A 17,573-nucleotide genomic window follows, 5' to 3' on the forward strand; every position below is an offset into this window, starting at 1 on the left:
TTGCAACGGATGGAGAAAAATGGAAGAGACGATCAAACTTGGAATCAGTTCTTGCCTACTTGGTCATAAGGTACGGTATGATGGTGGTCATCAGCACGATAGATTTCTCACCGACACCCTCGGCCAATATGTTCAGTATGTGCCGGTTTGCCCTGAGGTGGAGTGCGGACTTCCCATACCAAGAGAAACGCTGCGGTTGGTTGGAGATCCTGATGCTCCCCGGCTGGTAACCTCGAGAGGTGGCGAAGACTGCACCCAGCGGATGAAGACTTGGGCATCCGGCCGCTTAGAGGAGCTTGAAAAAGAGGAGTTGGACGGTTTTATCTTCAAACGCATGTCGCCCAGCAGCGGTATGGAACGGGTGAAAGTGTATTCCGAAGAGGGCATGCCGAGCAAACAGGGAGTGGGGATTTTTGCCAGAGCCTTTATGGAGCATTTTCCCAATTTGCCGGTAGAAGAAGATGGCCGTTTACACGATCCGGTGCTGCGGGAAAACTTCATTCAGCGGATCTTTGTCCACAAACGCTGGAAAACCTTGTTGGCGACGACGAGAAAGAGGGGTGGGCTGGTTGATTTTCATACCTCCCATAAATATCTCATCCTTTCGCACAGCGAGAAGGATTACCGGGAAATGGGGCGGCTTGTGGCGAGGGCCAAAGACATTCCCGATAAAGAACTTTTTGCCCGTTATGAAGAGATGTTGATGGCAGCCTTGCAGAAAAAGAGCACGATTAAAAAACACGTCAACGTGCTCACGCATATCTTTGGCTATTTCAAGAAAAATCTTGCTCCAGACGAAAAGCAGCTGGTGCTGGAGGTCCTCGAACAGTACCACCAGGGTCTTCTCCCCCTGATTGTGCCGATGACGTTGATGAATTTCTTCGTCAAGAAGTTCAAGGATGAGTATCTGGCCAAGCAGCGCTATCTAAACCCGCATCCCTTGCAGCTCAAGCTTCTCAATCACGCCTGAGCTCTGGATAACCAAGGAACGCTGTACCCTCATGAAATCCCTGTCGCAAGAGATCGGGGCAATTCATGAGGGTAGGTATGCGACTGTCGGGGAGGGCTATTTTTTCTTCTCGGCAATCTTTGCTTTCAATAGGGCACCCAGGCTTCCAACCTCACTTGCCGATTTCTTCTTTTTCGCCTCGACAATAAAGGCTTTATATTCGGTGCGCTCTTCTTCGTCTTTATTCTCTGGAGATACATAGTCGACTGGGATGAGACTTATACGTTTCTCGGCAAGAGCGATGCTGTCGATTTTCACCTCAATATTCTGGCCGACCTCCATGACCTCCCGGGGATGGTTGATTCGCCGTCCGCCGCCGAGTTTTGAGATGTGAAGCAGGCCGTCAATTCCTGCAGCCAGGGTAATAAAGGCACCAAACTGTGCCAGTCGTGCCACCGTGCCCACGTGGATTGATCCTTCCGGGAAGCTCTTTATGCCTTCGACCCATGGGTCGGCCATGGTTTCCTTGTAGCTGAGGGAGATACGGTCGTTTTCCCAATCGAGTTTCTTGATGACAACCTGGACCTTCTGGCCGACACTGAAATATTCATCGACCTTTTCCACCCGGCTCCAGCCTATTTCAGAAATAGGGATGAGGCCATCGACACCACCGAGGTCGACAAAGGCACCAAAGTCCCTGATCGAGCTGATAACGCCTTCAACGGTCTGCCCCTCTTTGAGGGTTTCCTGCAGTTTTTCCCGGACCTCCTGCCGTTCTGCTTCTTGAATGGCCCGGGCCGACAGTACGATGTTTTTGCCGTTTTCCTCAAATCTGGTGATGAGGAACTTCATATGGGTTTCCAGATAGGTTTTGGCTGCATCCTCGACCCGGCGCAGGCCCATCTGGGAATATGGGCAGAAGCCGCGGACATTGCCGCCGAGGGTGACTTCGAAGCCGCCTTTTATTTCCGCCTTAACAAACCCCTCAACCGGAATGGCAATTTGGAAAGCCTCGGCTAGATGGCTGTTGCTCGAACCGCCGCCAATAGAGGTGGTGAAAAGCTGTTCGGAGGATTTAGAGCGCAGGAAATAAACATCAATGACATCACCGATTTTATGAGTAAAATTACCCTCACCGTCGCGGATTTCCGAACTATTGATAACCCCCTCGCTTTTGCTGCCCACGTCGAGAAAAGTTGACTCATTGTTTATCCCGACTATGGTGGCTTTAATTTTCTGTCCGGGAGTCAGGTGCCTGATTTTTTTGGTTTCTTCTGCTTTGAACAGATCTTCAAAGCTTTCACTGAGTGTATCTGTCATGTCATTCCATTAACAAAACTGCGATTTACGGTTGCTGTCAGGCAGGAACCCGACACCTTCACCAGGATGGAGCGGCAATATTGCTCAGGTAATCGGCATTTGCCTCATGGTAGCTTCCGATGCCCTGAAGGCTTGGAGTACCTCGGGACCCAAAAACCATCACCCCGCACACCTTGCATCTTCTGGCCGCCAATGTCAAGAACAGCGTAGCGTGTCTGAGATCGACCCCCCTTGTTCCTATTTATAAAATACAAGGCAATCAACCATTTTCCTCTTTTCTGTCTAGTGGTTGGGGAGATGGATCGCCAGCGATATAACCTGATCACCTTCGCGAAACATCAGTCTTTTGTCGGCCATATCCCACAGAAATTTGTCAAGGGCCGGCTTGGTAATGTTTGGGAAAGCCGTGCAAATTGCCGATATGTTGTGCGGCGCACTACAAAACAGGTAGATTCTTCGTGATATCCCGCGGAGACGGTGCTGGAGACACGGGCCGGTCAATTGTTCTTGTGAGATGATCAGAAAATCACCACCATCACGGTAATAAAGCGGCGGCAGGGCCAGGTTTCTCCTGCCTTCGTGGAAGGTCTGCCATTTTTTAAGCTTTTTAATAACCGGTTTCCAAAGCTGGCGCTGTCGTCCCCTGTCTCCACGGTAGCCATTGGTGATCATGGTCATACCGCGCAGGATGTTTTCGGGGAAAAGATTGCGGTTTTTGCCATGGGGGGTTATCGCCTTGATTGAGAAATCGCGTGGTCTTTGGTGGATGGGCGAGCCATAGCCTAGGAAAAATGCTGCCGCCTGCAGAGGGGCGAAGGGGAGGACGAAGTCGAGATTGTAGAGGGTTTCGGCTATTTCCTCGGGGGTGGAGCCGGGAAACTCAGTGATGATGTTGCCCTCAAGGTGTATTCCACTGCTGCAGCATATTTTCATGGCAGCTATCGTATCCATTACCGTGGTGCCTTTTGCCATCTTTTTCAGAAGAGATACCGACAGGGCTTCAATACCCACCTGGACGGTTCGCAGTCCACCACTGCGGTACAGGGCCAGGCGCTCCTGGTTGGTGATTCCCCTGATTTCTGCGAAGAAATCGAGATCCATTAGGCCGGCGGCGATGCTTGTGAAGAAACGGTCTGCCTGACGTGGCGGCAGGGCATTATCGGCAAAGGCAAATTGCAGGCAGCCGTGGGTTTTGGCAAGAGATTGTACCTCCTCCTTCATCCTGTCATCGTCTTTTGTCCGGTAATCCGGCCATTGGAGATTAAGATTGCAGAAGGAACAGCGATTCCACCAGCAGCCACGGGAGAACTCGATGGGCAGCACCGGAATAAACACCTGGTCAGGGAAAAGCTCGCGAACTTCCTGGAAATAGGGCGAAAAATTGGGAATTGGCAGATCATTGAGGACTATTTTTTTTGACGAAACGGCGGGCAATCCCAGCGGCTGGCGGCTGAGAATTTCTTTTGCCAGGGTTTTCTCCTGGCCGTCAAGGTAGCGGCAGAGATGGAGGAGAGATACCTCGCCTTCGCCATCTATGAGATAATCAATATCCCCGAATCTCTCGAAAAGTGATGTGCCGACGGCACCGGAGCACGAGGATCCGCCAAAGACGATTGGCAGATGCGGAACCCTCTCCTTGAGTTTTGCGGCACAGTACAACGAAGGCAGGGTCTGGAAGAAACACACGGACATGCCGACCATTCTATAAGAGTGCCAGTCGGTCGTTGCGAGCCATTTTGCCGTACTGTCGGTAACCAGTTCAATTAATTCCTCGAAGTCCGCTATTTCCCGGTGCTTTTTTCCGATACTTTGGTGAAAGAGGTGTTTTGCCTTGCCACCCATTTCGGGAAAGACAAGTGGCGCAAAGAGTGCCTCGCCTGCCCATCCGGAACGGGCAATGAGCGTGTAGGTGTCGATGCCAATGGCCTTAGCGAGGTGGAGGTAGGGATGAAAACAGTCAGCAGTGCAGGTTGATTTCTCTTCCAGGTAAGCCTTCAGTGTGGCCAGTTGCAGGGACGGCCGATTAAATATCGGCCAGGGCATGGAAACAAGGGCAAGCCTGAATGGGGTGGATGTGTCACCGGTCATCTTATTGGCGGATGATCTCTGTTCCCGGCGGAGGGGCAAAGGTGAAGATGGCCTCGATTTCCTGCTGGGTCTTGTCGGTCATTGCTGTATCAACCTCAATGTCACTGAGATTTAGGACGGTGAGGGTGCCGAAATGATCACGGATCTTGATGCGGCGGATAAGTGAGCTTGCAGACACATAGAGATGGATATCCTGAACCTGGGAGTGCTGTGTCTTTGGAATAATCTTGATGACCTTGAATTCCATCTCGTTGGTGGATTGCTCATCCTCGTTGGCAGGACGGATGTGAAAATCCCGTGCGATATTCCCCCTGCCGGTAAAAAAGGCATAGGTTAGGTCGGTTTCAAGCTGTTCGGCCGGACTGATGATAAGTTGTTTGAGGTTGGCGAAATACATGGAAAAAGTAGTGCCGTCACTGATCAGTACCTGGTGTTCGGGGCTGGTGTAGTCCCAGCGCATCCGGGCCTTGCCGTTATCCTTCAAAAAGACCGCCCGGCCGGATCCCTGGCGCGGCCGTCCTGTCATTTCGCCTTGGATATCCTGGTAGAAATTAAAATTGAGACTCTTCATGGCGTCATAGCGAACCTGTAGCCGTGCGGCAATATCCTCGGGATATTCAACAGGTGGTGCCTCGGCACGAACCATGGTGGTTGTGAAGGTTGCAATCAGGATAATAAGCTGGGTCAGGCGAGCAAGCATTGCCATTGGGTCCTTATACGGGTTGAAGGGCAATTGGACGGTGAAAAATCTGCTCAGCAATAGACTGAGCCGATTCGGTGAGATCGGTGACAAAATATCTGTTTTGGGCCGGATTGTGGGTCATGTCCGGCAATAGTATTGCCTCATCTGCAAGATATCGTAGGAGATATTCTGCAACTGCGACGGAGGAATCGATAAGGCATACTTTCTTGCCGATCCTGGGTTGGATCAGATGTTTAAGGAGCGGATAGTGGGTGCAGCCGAGCACCAGGGTGTCAATCTGCTGGTCTTTCAGGGTATGCAGATAACGACGGAGGATCATCTTCGTTTCCCGTTTGCTGACCCAGCCCTCTTCGACGAGGGGGACGAGCAGGGGACAAGCGGTAGAGCAGACTTTATGTCCAGGATTCTGTGCGAGGATCTTGGTTTCGTAGACACCGCTGCGAATGGTGGCGCGGGTGCCAATGATCCCGATCCTGCCGTTTCGGGAATGGGCAAGAGCTTGTTCGACCGCCGGGCTGATGACCTCGATGATTGGCACGGTGAATTCCTGGCGGAGACGGTCGGTCGCAACGCTTGAGGCGGTATTACAGGCGATGATGATCAATTTCGCACCGTTATCCAGCAGAAATCGCGTGTTTTCTATGGAGTAGTCGATAATGGTCCTGGCACTCTTGGTGCCGTATGGGGTGCGGGCAATATCTCCCAGGTAGAGCAGGGGATAGTTCGGCAAAAGCTGTTCAACGGCCCGGGCTACGGTCATGCCGCCGACGCCTGAATCAAAAATACCAATCATGAAAATTTTAGAGTGTTAAGGTGGGTCCGGCTGCGGAGTGGACATGCAGTAGTCGGCAAAGGGCAACAAAGATAACGCGACAAACATAACAGAAAACCGGGAAGACAACAAGCGGACAGCAGCAAGGGAATGCGGGAGATGGGTGTTTATAATACCGGTTGTTGTCTTACAATATATTGACAGATGATTTCATGAGAATTATTTTGCCTCCATCTCGCAAGGGATGGGAGTGGTTCTGAACACCGTGATTGGCGGGTATGTTCAGTTATATACAAGAGATAGCCAATTATTTAGCGCAATAGGTGGATAGGATATGCCAGTTTACGAATACGAATGCAAGGAATGCAACAAGGTTTTCGAAGTTCAACAGAAGATGGCCGACCAGCCATTAAGCAACTGCCCCGAGTGCCAAGCGCCGGTCAAAAAACTCGTATCCATGAGTTCCTTTCAGTTACGCGGCGGCGGTTGGTACGCTGATGGCTATTCGTCCACTTCCGGCTCCGCCAAGCCTGCCCCAGCCGCTGCCAAGCCCGCCACGCCATGTCAGGCTGGTGCCGGGTGTGCCGGCTGTCCTGCTGCGGCCGGAGCTTGATCCCTGCCGATCCTTACTTCGTTTGGCCGGAGATGATGGCCATCGCATCGCCATAAGAAAAGAATCGATAGCCCTCCTTGATCGCCGTTTGATAACAGTCAAGGAGGGTTTCTCTGCCGCACAATGCCGCAACCAGGAACATCAATGATGAATCCGGCAGGTGGAAGTTGGTGATGAGATTATCGATCACCTTGAAACGGAATCCCGGATAGATATATAGGTTGCACCAGCCGTTCTTGGCTTGCAATCGGCCGGATGCCTGCGCCGCATACTCCAGGGTCCGGACGCTGGTAGTGCCCACCGCCCAGATCTTTCCTCCTCTTTCTTTTGTAGCTTCCACAGCATGCACGGTCTGTTCGGGGATGCTGAAATATTCCTCATGAATGACATGGCGGGTGATATCTTCTTCCCTGACTGGAGCGAAGGTCCCGTAGCCGACATGCAGAGTTACCTGACCGATACGTGTGCCTTTTTTGCCGATTGCCTCCAGTAATTGGCCGGTAAAGTGCAGGCCGGCAGTGGGGGCGGCCACCGCTCCCGGGTGACTTGCGTAAACAGTCTGATAGCGGTGAACATCGTCGGCAGTGCAGCCTTCTTTCCTGGTTATGTACGGTGGCAGCGGTACCTGGCCGCATGTGCCGAGGGTCTTCGTCAGTCCGGTTGCCGCATCAAAATGCAGTTGCAGTTTAACCTTGCCGTTTCCGAGGTCTTCGGTGATGGTGATAGTGAGGGCCGGATTGATAGTAATGCTTGTTCCCGGCTTGGGCCGCTTCGACGATTTGATCAGGGCGGAGGTTGTGGCTATTCCTTCCTCACCTTCTGCAACATTTGGATATTCAAGCAAAAATACCTCTGTTTTGCCGCCGGACTGTTTCTGCCCGTGCAGTCTTGCCGGAAATACCTTGGTATTGTTGACGACCAACATATCCTCTGCGCCAATCAACTCAGTGAGATCACTAAAGCGCCGGTGAGTGAGGCTTCCATCTCTCTGGTCAAGGACCATCAATCGGGATTCGTCCCGCTTGTCGGCAGGGTGCTGGGCAATACAGTTTTCGGGAAGATGGTATCTGTAGGCAGTTAAGGAGTGGTCGTTATTCATGGTGGTACACGAAGGAAAAATGGCGTTCTGCGTATGGCGGGCGATGCAGAGAGTGAATTTATACGTTAAGATATCCCTCGTGATGAGGGATTCAATAACAGCTTTGAGTTAGTTGATCTTCCTCTTTTTGCATGCCGTGGTTGGCAGCTCATGGGGAAGTCATGTTGGTTCCTTTGTCGGACACTATTTCTAATTTTTAACATCGTAAAATTGACCTCCATACCATGATCCTGGCCCTTGCCGCAACCCAAATAGAGATGCAGCCTTTTCTCCAGCAATGGCCTGGGGAAGTGCCACCATGCCTGACCTTGGAGACTGGCGTCGGGCCGACGGAAACCGCCGTTCGTCTGACCAGGTTTCTCTCCATCACCCAGAAGAAGGTGCATGCGGTGGTACATTTCGGTGTCGGTGGCGCGTATCTGCAGGCAAGTACCGAAGGCCAGCCGCAACTCCTCGATATCTGCCTTGCCGAGCAAGAGGTTTTCGGCGATCTCGGTATCTGCTTGCGGGATGGTGTTGATTATCTTCCCGCCGCACTCACCGGCGTGGTGGCGTTTCAGCTTGATACGGCCCTGCACAGGCAAGGTCGGCAAATTTTAGAAAGCCTTGGAATATCAACTTTTTCAGGTACTTTTATCACTGTCAATTCCATAACAGCCACCCGGCAGCGCGGGGCTATGTTGCAGCAGCGCTGGCAGGGACTATGCGAAAATATGGAGGGCGCGGCGGTGGCCAGGGTTTGCCGGGAGTTTTCCATCCCCTGTTTGGAGTTACGGGCTGTTTCCAACTTCGTTGAGGATCGCAACCCGGAAAAATGGCGGTTGCGCGAAGCCTGTCTGCGAGCGGCGGAAGGCGCTGCTCTTCTAATCAAAGGAATGTCCGTATGACCACACCCCTTACTCTCGGCTATTCACCCTGCCCCAATGATACCTTTATTTTTTACGCCCTGGTCCATGGCAAAATCCCCACCAAAGGAATCACCTTTTCCGAGCCTTTGTTGGAGGATGTCGAACAGTTGAATCAATGGGCCATGGCCAGCTGCCTTGATGTCACCAAGATGTCCTTTCATGCCTTTGGTCATGTTCAGGATGAATACTGTATCCTTGCGGCCGGCAGCGCCCTTGGCCGGGGGTGCGGGCCGTTGTTGATTGCCCGGCTGGATCTTGCGGCGGATACCCTGCGAGGCAAGCGGATTGCCATCCCCGGCAAGCTCACCACCGCCGCCTTGCTGCTGCAGTTGTTTTTGCCGGATTGTCTCGAATTGGTGGAGATGCGGTTTGATAGGATAATCGCTGCCGTTGCCAGCGGTGAGGTGGATGGTGGGGTGATTATCCACGAGTCCCGTTTTACCTACCAGGATACCGGTCTTGTCTGTATCCAGGATCTTGGCAGGTGGTGGGAAGAGAATTACGGCCTGCCTATTCCTCTTGGATGTATTGCGGCGCGGCGGAGCCTTGGGAAAGAGAAGATAGCGGCGATCAATCAGGCCATTCGAGAAAGTGTCGACTATGCCTTTTTGCACCCCGATGAGTGTCTTCCCTATATTCGCAGTCGTAGCCAGGAGATGGCCCCGGATGTAGTGCAAAATCATATTGCCTTGTACGTTAATGATTTTTCAAGAGATCTTGGCGAAGAGGGCCTTGCCGCCATCAAGGCCTTCCTGGAGATGGGAAGAAGGGCTGGGATTTTGCCGCAAAGTAAGCGAAGCCTCAGCGAGGATGGGCTATGACTCACCGGAAGGAGGGGCAGGAAAAGGCCCAGGGACCTATTGTGACGGGTTTTTCCCGCCTGCCGATCTTCCGTGTTTGCGGTGGCAGCGATGCATCTCGCGGCGAATTTGTTCGTCGGCTGATGACCGAATTGCCTGCGCGAGCCCTGACCGGGTTTTTTTTGCGGCGAAGTGATGGCAATACCCCGTATACCCTGACTTTACTTGCCAGGCGGTACGATCTGGTTCTTGTAAACAGTGACGTCGAGGCTGCCGATCAGCCGATAACTCTCGTTGCTTACGCTGAAAGAGATAATGGCGAGTCTCCGTGGTTGGTCAGTGAGGCGGAAGGGCTGCCCAGTCTATTGTCTCGATTTCTTGAAAAATTATCGGAGTGTTGTCTGCGTACCCCGGTTTGGGCTTGTGTGTTGATTGGCGGCAAGAGTTCGCGAATGGGCCGTCCCAAACATCTCATTAAGGATAAAGAGGGTAGGACCTGGTTGGAAAATACCATCGCCACCCTGCGGCCTTTGGTTGACGGCATTGTCGTCTCCGGTGGCGGGGTGCTCCCCGAATCGCTCGCCGACACCCTGCGGTTACCCGATATTCCTGGTGTTTCCGGTCCGTTAACCGGAATACTGGCGGCGGGACGATGGCAGCCACTGGTGTCCTGGCTGCTGGTGGCCTGTGATATGCCGCAGGTTTCCGCCGAGGCGGTGACCTGGCTGCTGGCTGACCGCCGTCCTGGCTGCTGGGGGCGGGTGCCCAAATTTGCCGGCAATAAGCGCCTTGAACCATTGCTTGCCTGGTACGATTTTCGCTCGATGCTTCTCTTTGAGGAACAGCTGTATACCAGGAACCTGCGCATTGGCGAATCGGCCGGTGATTCGAGAATTGACCATCCGGTGATATCCGAAGAACTCTGTCGATCCTGGGAAAATATTAATACGCCCGAGCAGTTACAGAAGGTGCAAGAAAGGTAGGAAGAGCTGGCCTGTACCGGGTAATAGTCCCGGTTGAACCTCCGCAAGACGCTACGAGCCGTCGGATTCAGGCTCTTGTTCGCTGAAGTTTTTCATCACCACGCATTTTCTGCAAACCGCCATTTTCTTTTCCCAGGAAGTACAGACAGCACTTTCACAAATGGTGCCGCTGATAAACCAGCAGAACTGTCCAGAGGCAAATTCCCAGGCTGGGCACAGGTTTCTTTTCTCTTCCGGGCAGCTTCGCAGGTCCCAGCAGTTGGCATTATTCGTCTGGTGGTATTTTCTGGCGAGGAGGAAGACGAGCTGTCTCTCGACATGGACCGGTATAGTCCGCCAGCCCTGTTCATAGCTGCAGACGGCCTTGAGGGAGATGCCAAGGAGATTGGCAATCTCTTTCTGGGTCTTGTCCAGTTTTCTGCGGATGTCGAGGAATTCCTTACTGTTCATGAGCCACATGGGGGGAGTGAGGGCGGGTGCTCTTTTTGCGGCATAACCGCTTGAACCATCGCCTTGATGTGCCACACAGTAACACATGAGGAAGGTTGTATGCAAACAAAGAAAGGGCCACACTGTGGGCCGGTAAAATGGGGGCAGAGCAAAAAATAGCAGGCGGCGCTTGGAAATGGGAGGCTCTTGGGAAAAAGTTCGGACCATTTTCTTTTTGTGAAAACAAATATACAATATATCTACGGCTGACGACGGACTCTGCCGCAAGACTCGCACTTCATTTGCCACAGGGAAAGGGGCAGCCATGTTGCTTGATTCCAACGAGGTACTCGCCGATTTTGATCCGCACTTTAAAATCTTCCACGATCTCATGCCGTTTAAGGTGCAGGAGATTCTTCTCGTCTCCAGCCTCTATGATGCCTTTATCATGGAAGAAGACGGCAGCCTGGCAACCCGGCTTATCAATGAATACCATGGACTTAATCTCAGCAAACCTCCCAGAATTACCCGTGCCTCCACCGCAACCGAGGCCTTGAATCTTCTCGACAGGAAGAAGTTCGACCTCGTTATCACCATGCCCTATTTAGGGGGAATGGATGCCTTTGGCCTCGGGGCGGCTATCAAGAAGGTCAATCCTAATCTGCCGGTTATCCTTGTCGCCCACAATATTCGTTCGACCTTTCCGGAAAAGGTCGACAGCGGCTGGATCGACAAGATTTTTCTTTGGTGCTGTGAGGCCGACCTGTTGCTCGCCATTATTAAGAATGTCGAGGATCATCGAAATGTCGATGGTGACACGAAAAAGGCCATGGTCAGGGTTATTATCTATGTGGAGGATTCTCCTCTTTACCGCTCCCTTTTCCTTCCCCTCATCTACAGTGAGGTGGTGCGGCAAACCCAATCGGTGCTGGACGAAAGCCTCAATGAACGGCACCGGATTCTCCGCATGCGGGCCCGGCCGCGAATCCTCATGGCCACCAACTATGAAGAGGCCATGGCCCTTTACCAGGCGTATAAACCCTACGTTTTTGGGGTAATTTCCGATGCCAGATTTCGCCGGAACGGGGTTTTGGATAATGAGGCCGGGATTAACTTTCTTCGTTTCGTCCGAAGTGAAATCGAGGACTTACCCCTTCTCATGGTCTCAACCGAAAATCGCAATCGCCGGTTGGCAGAGGTGATCCCGGCGATCTTTATCGATAAAAACTCTCCGACCATTAGAGATGAAGTGCATGGTTTTTTTCTCAAGCACCTGGGGTTCGGTGATTTCATTTTTCGTCTGCCCAATGAAACCGCTATCGGCTCGGCGGCAAATCTTCAGGAATTTGAAGAACAACTGCGGGTGATCCCAGAGGAATCGCTGCGATACCATACCCTTAGAAACCATTTTTCCAACTGGGTCATGGCCAGGGCGGAGGTTACCCTGGCGCGCCGTCTTCATAAGGACTATGTGCTGAATATCGATAACCTGGCAAGTATCCGCGAAGATCTGATCTATAAGGTGCGCACCCTGCGAAAATTACGCCAGCAGGGGGTGGTGGCCAAGTTTTCCGCCGCGGACTATGATGAAGAGATCATGGATTTCGTGAAGATCGGCGGGGGATCGATGGGCGGCAAGGCGAGGGGGCTTGCCTTTATGTGGGCGTGTTTGCAGGGGGTGCAACGCAAGGATTCGGTATTAAGCACCCATACGGTGACCATTCCTAAGACCTGTGTCATCACCGCCGACGGTTTTGATGCCTTTATAGAGGAGAATAACCTCAATATCAACCACTTGGTCCCAGATGAGCAGGTTGCCGATATGTTTCTTGATGCACCCCTGCCCGCCTGGCTCAGACAGGAACTGCGGGCATTTCTTCAAAGGTTTGACAAACCCCTTTCCGTTCGTTCCTCTTCTCTTCTTGAAGACGGCCATTTTAGGCCATATGCCGGACTGTATTCCACCTATTTCCTGGCCAATAATCACCCTGATTTCAATGAGCGGCTGAGCCAACTGGAAAGCGCCGTCAAGCTTGTCTATGCCTCAACCTGGTTTGAGAACCCCATCGCCTTTACCCGGGTGGCCGGACGTGCCCGGGAAGACTCCATGGCGGTGATCATCCAACAGGTGGCCGGGGGCCATTATGGAGATTATTGGTATCCGGCGATCTCGGGAGTTGCCCAGTCGCGGAACTTTTATCCGGTAATGGATATGCGTGCCGACGAGGGAATTGTCCATATCGCATTGGGAGTTGGCAAAACGGTTGTTGAAGGGGAAAAGTCATTGTGGTTTTCTCCGGCAAGGGCGCAGAAACTGGTACAGTTTGCAAGCGTCGACAATATGTTGAAATCCAGCCAGAGGCAATTTTACGCACTGGATATGACGCCAAAGGGCTGTCTGCAGCGGAAAAATGCCAACCTGGTGCTGCGCAATATTCAGGATGCGGAAGCGGAGATGCCGGTGACCATGCTCGCCTCGACCTACATTGCCGAGGAAGACAGGGTGCGGGATGCCAGCCTGCCGGGTCCGAAGATCATGACCTTTGCGCCGATTCTCAAATACTCCGGCTATCCGCTGCCAGAGATACTCAGCGAACTGCTGAAGATCGGCAAGGCCGGTATGGGCGGGGAGGTTGAGATAGAATTTGCCGTACATCTCAACCGGGAATTGGGCAAATCGGTTTTGTATTTTTTGCAGATACGGCCGATGGTGACCGGTGGCGAGATGGCCGATGTGCAGATCAGCGATCATGAGGTGCAACAGGCCTTCTGTTTCGTCAGTACCTCGCTGGGTCATGGGTGTTACACAAATATTGCCGACATCATTTATGTTCGGCAGGATACCTTCGATATTGCCAGGACCCGGCAAATGGCCGAAGAAATTGGCGCGATGAATCGCAAACTCCGGCGCGACAAGACGCCGTTTCTGCTTATCGGTTCAGGCAGATGGGGGTCGGCTGATCCATTTTTGGGGATCCCGGTACAATGGGCCGACATCTCCGGAGTGGCAGCAATTATTGAGATCAGCGACAGCAAGATCAAGGCTGATCCTTCCCAGGGGACGCATTTCTTTCAAAATATTACTTCCCTCGGCATACCCTATCTGACCTTGAATGAAAGTGTCAGCCGGGCAAAGGATCGGAGAACTGATTTCTTCGATTGGGCTTGGCTTCTCAGTCAACCCATAGAGGAAGAAAAAAAATATATCCGCCACATCCGCCTCCGCCATCCCTTTATTCTGAAGTGTGACGGTATTCGCGCCGAGAGTGTGTTGTTGTGTCAGGACAAGAACTCCGCCGGAGAGGATGGAGTTGCGAAGGTGGAGGGAGATGAAACCCATGGAGCATTTGCTGAAGGCATCGATCAGCATTGAAGCGGTTTTGTGCTGATTGGGTTTTCGCGATGTTGGCTTTTAAAATAGAAATTTTGCAGATGGTCTCAACATGAATTGCCAGGCGAGGAAGATGATCGAAGAAGGTGTGAGCTGCGAATACGACGATCGTTGCAGGAGGGAGTTTCGCTCCTTGCATGCACGGGTACAGCACCTATTCATCGACATTGACATACCCTGTCCCTACGGTTTGCCCTACACGGCGACTTTTCACCAGGCAACCTTCGCACCGCTTGGCGATCGGGCCATGGAGCTGTTTCTGGCCGCCGGTTACCGGCGGAACGGCAATAATCTCTATAATATGTACTGCCGCGAGTGTGCAGCCTGTATCCCCATTCGTCTGCACCCCGAGGAGTTTTCGGCCAACCGCAATCAGAGGAGAACCCTTGCCAGGAATCAGGATGTTGTGAAGGCTCTCTCGCCCTTGCAGCCGACACGAGAAGAGTATCTTCTCTGCGAGAAGTTTCTGCAGACCCGGTATCCCCGAGAAAACAATACGGCTATTGGCTATTTCCGCGACTTTTTTGTCAATAGTATTGTTAACAGTGCCGAATTGCAGTATCGCGTCGACGGGCGGCTGGTTGGCAGCGCGATTATCGATATTGGTTACAATTGGATGAACGCTGTGTATTTTTATTTCGATCCCGATGAATCGAAGAGAAGCCTCGGGACCTACAATATCCTCTGTCTTATTGAATTGTGCCGGGAATGGGATATTGAGTTTCTCTACCTTGGCTACTTTATTCCCCCTGTTCCGGCGATGAGCTATAAAGGGAGTTTTCATCCACACTATCTGCTTGTTGACAACAATTGGCAGCGGAAGGGGTAGTCGAGAAAGATGGTTGATCGTTTACGGTAACTTGCAGAGATGACAAATAATAATGAGCTAAATCCTTCGGGGGCGAGACAGTGGTGGGAGGCACAGGGCGATGGAACTGTGCGCTGCGGCCTCTGCGCCCATCAGTGTTGCCTGCGGGATGGCCAGCGGGGCATATGCGGCGTACGGATCGGCAGAAAGGGCCGGATCGACAGCCTCGTCTACGGGCGGGTGGTTGCCGAGCATATCGATCCGATCGAAAAGAAACCGATTTTTCATATGCTGCCGGGAAGTCTTTCCTACTCAATTGCCACATTTGGGTGCAATTTCCGCTGCATGCATTGCCAGAATGCCGGCATATCTCAAGTGTCCCGCGATATGGCTGTCGATAATTCAGGAACTTACAGAAGTCCCGACGAGATAGTTGCTTTGGCCTTGGCCGGTGGATGTCAATCGGTTAGTTACACCTATGTCGAACCGACAGTCTTCTTCGAATATGCCTATGACTGCTGTTTGACGGCATCTGCCGGTGGGCTAAAGAACGTCTTTGTATCCAACGGGTACATGACAAAAGAGGTTATTGCGCGGCTAACAATGGTGCTGACCGCTATAAATATCGATCTAAAATCTTTTAGTAACGACTTTTATAAAAAAATCTGCGGCGCGCGGTTGTCGCCTGTTTTGGATGCAATAGGCCTTTGCAGGGATGTCGGGATTTGGGTTGAGGTGACGACTCTCGTTATTCCGGGTTTAAACGACAGCGATGAAGAGCTCAAGGGCATTGCATCCTTTTTGGCAAAGATCGATCCTTCTATTCCCTGGCATGTTTCCGGATATCACCCTGCCTACCGCATGGCAGCCCCACCTACGCCGGAGGCGACTCTCCGGAGGGCTCAGGCCATCGGACTGGATCAAGGCTTGCACTATGTGTATACGGGCAACAGGCCGGGGTCCGGAGGTGAGGATACCTATTGCCCGGGCTGTGGCCTTGTAGTGATCTCGCGAAAAGGTTTTCGGGTAGCGGCCAATCGGCTTATTGCTGGGGCTTGCCCACAATGTGGGACATATATCAACGGTGTTTGGCGGTAGCCGTGATGGTTATTTTGTCCCGGAGTTCTTGAGGAAAAGAGTCCGGCTGACCAAGGTGAGGAGGATTGCAAAGAGTGCCGCCGTGATTCCAAGCAATACGTTATAGAAAGGTGGCGCTGCCAGGGCCAGGCGGATTATTAGGGTCGACAAGGCAAAACCCGAGTTGCGAAAAACGGCATAAAAAGATGGTTGAAAACACTGGGAAATGAGAACGACAAGGACATCCGTCAATATCAACAGTGTGTAGAATTCGTGGAAAAAGTCACTGCCTGCTGTACCCCGGATCGTAGCAAAAACATTGAAGATTCCCATCATTGTAAAAATAGTCAGGAGAACCAGGGCTATCCCCTTTTTTGCAGCAACGAAGCCATAGAGATCTCCCGGGCGCATTTTCTCGTCGGATGCCCGATGGTGTATGAGATAGTAATACCCTAGCAGGGCAAATATCAGCAGTGCACCAAATCCGTCGGAGAGAATACGTAATACCGCCTGTTGATTGCCGGCAAATGTGATTGGTTCCGGGAAATAGGACAATTCTTTAAAGGCATTTCTAAGCAGAATGAGAGAAAGAATTTCAAATTGTTTGCCGACAGACCGGCTGAAAGAACAGGGGATGGTGAAGATGAGGCTGATGACCTCGATAATGAGAACGACGGTAAAGGCACCTTGTACAGCAAAGAAATGATTTCTAGGAATAGATGGGGCAAGAGCAGCGGGGAGAAGGCCACGGCGATTGAGCTCAATGCATATCAAGCTCAGCAGAAAAAAAAGTACGAGAGCAATGGAGATCTTTTTATCGATCTTTTCGTGTTCCCAAAGGTGATGTAAGGGATCGAAAATATAGGTAATATACTTGTATAGAAAGTTCATCGGTTCTTTGGAAGGGTGTGTGATAGGAGAACTTAAGGTGCGCAATGGGTCTTGTTCCTACCACAAATTGATGGCAATGGCAATTTTACTGGAAATATTTTTGGATTGTATTGGATAGAACAATGGCTTTGCCTTATTTCTATGACAAAAGCCTCGTCTTCGGCATTTCTTCCCGCGATGCGCGATGAACGCGGACGGCTGTCCGGCCAATTGAGCTGATTGAACGCAAACAGATGACTTTTCAGAAAGTGAAGAAAAATACCGCTCTTCCCGCTTGTGGTTAGATAGAGATATCTCCCCACACATCGTCCCTTGGTGGTTCGTAATTCATTACAAATTCGGTCCATCCCCAGGGGGCGTTGGTGATTTCGATACCAACCATTTTGCAGGCCGGCAGACGAACGCTCCACCTTGGTCTTGCCTTCATCTTGAAGTTTTTCCCCTTGCCGGTAACAACGATTGAAATGCGCTTCGCATTGTCATCGAACCGCTTTGAAATATTTTCAACCTTCATTCCGAAACGGGAAAGGTCACTAATCGTGCCGCTGAAAAAACCCAAACCATCCGAAATATCCACGTCCAAGTTGTTGATTTCCATTCGTTGATGCCGTCGTTTTTCCATTTTGTTTCGTTTCCTTGTGGTAGAAAAATGTTTCTTCACACATAACGAAGACCAGAATCACAGACAACCGTTAAGCAAAACCTGAGGAAAGTGTATCTGGTTCTCTGGAAAAAACAAGGG

At 51.7% G+C, this 17,573-nt stretch carries 16 protein-coding genes; 8 read left to right on the plus strand and 8 right to left on the minus strand.

From position 1 onward, the window contains the following. Window positions 1-19 precede the first annotated feature (19 nt). Complete coding sequence (locus OEL83_15330) at window positions 20-970, plus strand: DUF523 and DUF1722 domain-containing protein (GenBank protein MDK9708414.1); 951 nt, start codon at window positions 20-22, stop codon at window positions 968-970. 96 nt (window positions 971-1,066) lie between these two features. Here OEL83_15330 and rpsA read toward each other — a convergent pair whose 3' ends face one another. The 4 genes from rpsA to murI all read right to left on the minus strand — a co-directional run bounded on the left by rpsA (window position 1,067) and on the right by murI (window position 5,853). Then, entirely contained in the window at window positions 1,067-2,269 is a 1,203-nt protein-coding gene (rpsA, locus tag OEL83_15335) for a 30S ribosomal protein S1 (GenBank protein MDK9708415.1), read from the minus strand. Between the two features lie 282 nt (window positions 2,270-2,551). Next, window positions 2,552-4,357: a RiPP maturation radical SAM C-methyltransferase gene (locus tag OEL83_15340; GenBank protein ID MDK9708416.1), complete on the minus strand. Its 1,806-nt coding sequence runs from the start codon at window positions 4,355-4,357 to the stop codon at window positions 2,552-2,554. A gap of 1 nt (window position 4,358) precedes the next feature. Beyond that, window positions 4,359-5,063, minus strand: coding sequence for an outer membrane lipoprotein carrier protein LolA (locus OEL83_15345; protein ID MDK9708417.1), 705 nt, complete (start codon window positions 5,061-5,063; stop codon window positions 4,359-4,361). A gap of 7 nt (window positions 5,064-5,070) precedes the next feature. After that, window positions 5,071-5,853: a glutamate racemase gene (murI, locus tag OEL83_15350; GenBank protein MDK9708418.1), complete on the minus strand. Its 783-nt coding sequence runs from the start codon at window positions 5,851-5,853 to the stop codon at window positions 5,071-5,073. Between the two features lie 313 nt (window positions 5,854-6,166). On the opposite strand from murI, the gene OEL83_15355 reads away from it, so the two are divergent. Further along, on the plus strand, window positions 6,167-6,445 hold the full coding sequence (locus tag OEL83_15355; protein ID MDK9708419.1) for a zinc ribbon domain-containing protein: 279 nt from the start codon (window positions 6,167-6,169) through the stop codon (window positions 6,443-6,445). A gap of 13 nt (window positions 6,446-6,458) precedes the next feature. Here OEL83_15355 and queA read toward each other — a convergent pair whose 3' ends face one another. Beyond that, complete coding sequence (queA, locus tag OEL83_15360) at window positions 6,459-7,544, minus strand: tRNA preQ1(34) S-adenosylmethionine ribosyltransferase-isomerase QueA (GenBank protein MDK9708420.1); 1,086 nt, start codon at window positions 7,542-7,544, stop codon at window positions 6,459-6,461. A 224-nt stretch (window positions 7,545-7,768) separates the two neighbouring features. Between queA and mqnB the strand changes: the two genes are divergently transcribed. Genes mqnB through OEL83_15375 form a run of 3 tightly spaced genes read left to right on the plus strand, consistent with a single transcriptional unit; the run spans window position 7,769 to window position 10,235 of the window. Next, window positions 7,769-8,431, plus strand: coding sequence for a futalosine hydrolase (gene mqnB / locus OEL83_15365; protein ID MDK9708421.1), 663 nt, complete (start codon window positions 7,769-7,771; stop codon window positions 8,429-8,431). Then, window positions 8,428-9,273, plus strand: coding sequence for a 1,4-dihydroxy-6-naphthoate synthase (locus OEL83_15370; protein MDK9708422.1), 846 nt, complete (start codon window positions 8,428-8,430; stop codon window positions 9,271-9,273). The genes mqnB and OEL83_15370 overlap by 4 nt, the downstream gene beginning before the upstream one ends. Then, the gene (locus OEL83_15375) at window positions 9,270-10,235 is read left to right on the plus strand and encodes a molybdenum cofactor guanylyltransferase (protein MDK9708423.1); all 966 of its coding nucleotides are present in this window, start codon (window positions 9,270-9,272) and stop codon (window positions 10,233-10,235) included. Before OEL83_15370 ends, OEL83_15375 begins: the two co-directional genes overlap by 4 nt. A gap of 51 nt (window positions 10,236-10,286) precedes the next feature. Here OEL83_15375 and OEL83_15380 read toward each other — a convergent pair whose 3' ends face one another. Beyond that, window positions 10,287-10,685 carry a transcriptional regulator gene (locus tag OEL83_15380; GenBank protein ID MDK9708424.1) on the minus strand — a complete coding sequence of 133 codons (399 nt, stop codon included), beginning with the start codon at window positions 10,683-10,685 and terminating at the stop codon, window positions 10,287-10,289. 304 nt (window positions 10,686-10,989) lie between these two features. Between OEL83_15380 and OEL83_15385 the strand changes: the two genes are divergently transcribed. The 3 genes from OEL83_15385 (at window position 10,990) to amrS (ending at window position 15,961) form a co-directional block, all read left to right on the plus strand. Further along, the gene (locus OEL83_15385) at window positions 10,990-14,037 is read left to right on the plus strand and encodes a phosphoenolpyruvate synthase/pyruvate phosphate dikinase (GenBank protein MDK9708425.1); all 3,048 of its coding nucleotides are present in this window, start codon (window positions 10,990-10,992) and stop codon (window positions 14,035-14,037) included. A 91-nt stretch (window positions 14,038-14,128) separates the two neighbouring features. Further along, the gene (locus OEL83_15390; GenBank protein ID MDK9708426.1) at window positions 14,129-14,884 is read left to right on the plus strand and encodes an arginyltransferase; all 756 of its coding nucleotides are present in this window, start codon (window positions 14,129-14,131) and stop codon (window positions 14,882-14,884) included. Between the two features lie 39 nt (window positions 14,885-14,923). Next, window positions 14,924-15,961 (plus strand): AmmeMemoRadiSam system radical SAM enzyme, encoded by a 1,038-nt coding sequence (amrS, locus tag OEL83_15395; protein ID MDK9708427.1) that lies wholly within the window; start codon window positions 14,924-14,926, stop codon window positions 15,959-15,961. Window positions 15,962-15,970: 9 nt separating this feature from the next. Here the strand turns inward: amrS and OEL83_15400 are convergent, their stop codons facing one another. Together OEL83_15400 and OEL83_15405 are read right to left on the minus strand one after the other, a co-directional pair. Further along, on the minus strand, window positions 15,971-16,831 hold the full coding sequence (locus OEL83_15400; protein ID MDK9708428.1) for a hypothetical protein: 861 nt from the start codon (window positions 16,829-16,831) through the stop codon (window positions 15,971-15,973). 280 nt (window positions 16,832-17,111) lie between these two features. Continuing rightward, window positions 17,112-17,453, minus strand: coding sequence for a PilZ domain-containing protein (locus tag OEL83_15405; protein MDK9708429.1), 342 nt, complete (start codon window positions 17,451-17,453; stop codon window positions 17,112-17,114). Window positions 17,454-17,573: the final 120 nt, after the last annotated feature.

Origin of the sequence: Desulforhopalus sp. (assembly GCA_030247675.1) — a bacterium.
Taxonomy (GTDB): Bacteria; Desulfobacterota; Desulfobulbia; order Desulfobulbales; family Desulfocapsaceae; genus Desulforhopalus_A.

Coding starts and splice junctions, on each gene's coding strand:
- OEL83_15385 (MDK9708425.1), top strand. CDS start 10,990: ATGTTGCTTGATTCCAACGAGGTACTCGCCGATTTTGATCCGCACTTT.
- OEL83_15375 (MDK9708423.1), top strand. CDS start 9,270: ATGACTCACCGGAAGGAGGGGCAGGAAAAGGCCCAGGGACCTATTGTG.
- OEL83_15355 (MDK9708419.1), top strand. CDS start 6,167: ATGCCAGTTTACGAATACGAATGCAAGGAATGCAACAAGGTTTTCGAA.
- OEL83_15400 (MDK9708428.1), bottom strand. CDS start 16,831: ATGAACTTTCTATACAAGTATATTACCTATATTTTCGATCCCTTACAT.
- OEL83_15340 (MDK9708416.1), bottom strand. CDS start 4,357: ATGACCGGTGACACATCCACCCCATTCAGGCTTGCCCTTGTTTCCATG.
- OEL83_15380 (MDK9708424.1), bottom strand. CDS start 10,685: ATGAACAGTAAGGAATTCCTCGACATCCGCAGAAAACTGGACAAGACC.
- murI (MDK9708418.1), bottom strand. CDS start 5,853: ATGATTGGTATTTTTGATTCAGGCGTCGGCGGCATGACCGTAGCCCGG.
- OEL83_15370 (MDK9708422.1), top strand. CDS start 8,428: ATGACCACACCCCTTACTCTCGGCTATTCACCCTGCCCCAATGATACC.
- OEL83_15405 (MDK9708429.1), bottom strand. CDS start 17,453: ATGGAAAAACGACGGCATCAACGAATGGAAATCAACAACTTGGACGTG.
- OEL83_15345 (MDK9708417.1), bottom strand. CDS start 5,063: ATGGCAATGCTTGCTCGCCTGACCCAGCTTATTATCCTGATTGCAACC.
- mqnB (MDK9708421.1), top strand. CDS start 7,769: ATGATCCTGGCCCTTGCCGCAACCCAAATAGAGATGCAGCCTTTTCTC.
- OEL83_15330 (MDK9708414.1), top strand. CDS start 20: ATGGAAGAGACGATCAAACTTGGAATCAGTTCTTGCCTACTTGGTCAT.
- OEL83_15390 (MDK9708426.1), top strand. CDS start 14,129: ATGATCGAAGAAGGTGTGAGCTGCGAATACGACGATCGTTGCAGGAGG.
- queA (MDK9708420.1), bottom strand. CDS start 7,544: ATGAATAACGACCACTCCTTAACTGCCTACAGATACCATCTTCCCGAA.
- rpsA (MDK9708415.1), bottom strand. CDS start 2,269: ATGACAGATACACTCAGTGAAAGCTTTGAAGATCTGTTCAAAGCAGAA.
- amrS (MDK9708427.1), top strand. CDS start 14,924: ATGACAAATAATAATGAGCTAAATCCTTCGGGGGCGAGACAGTGGTGG.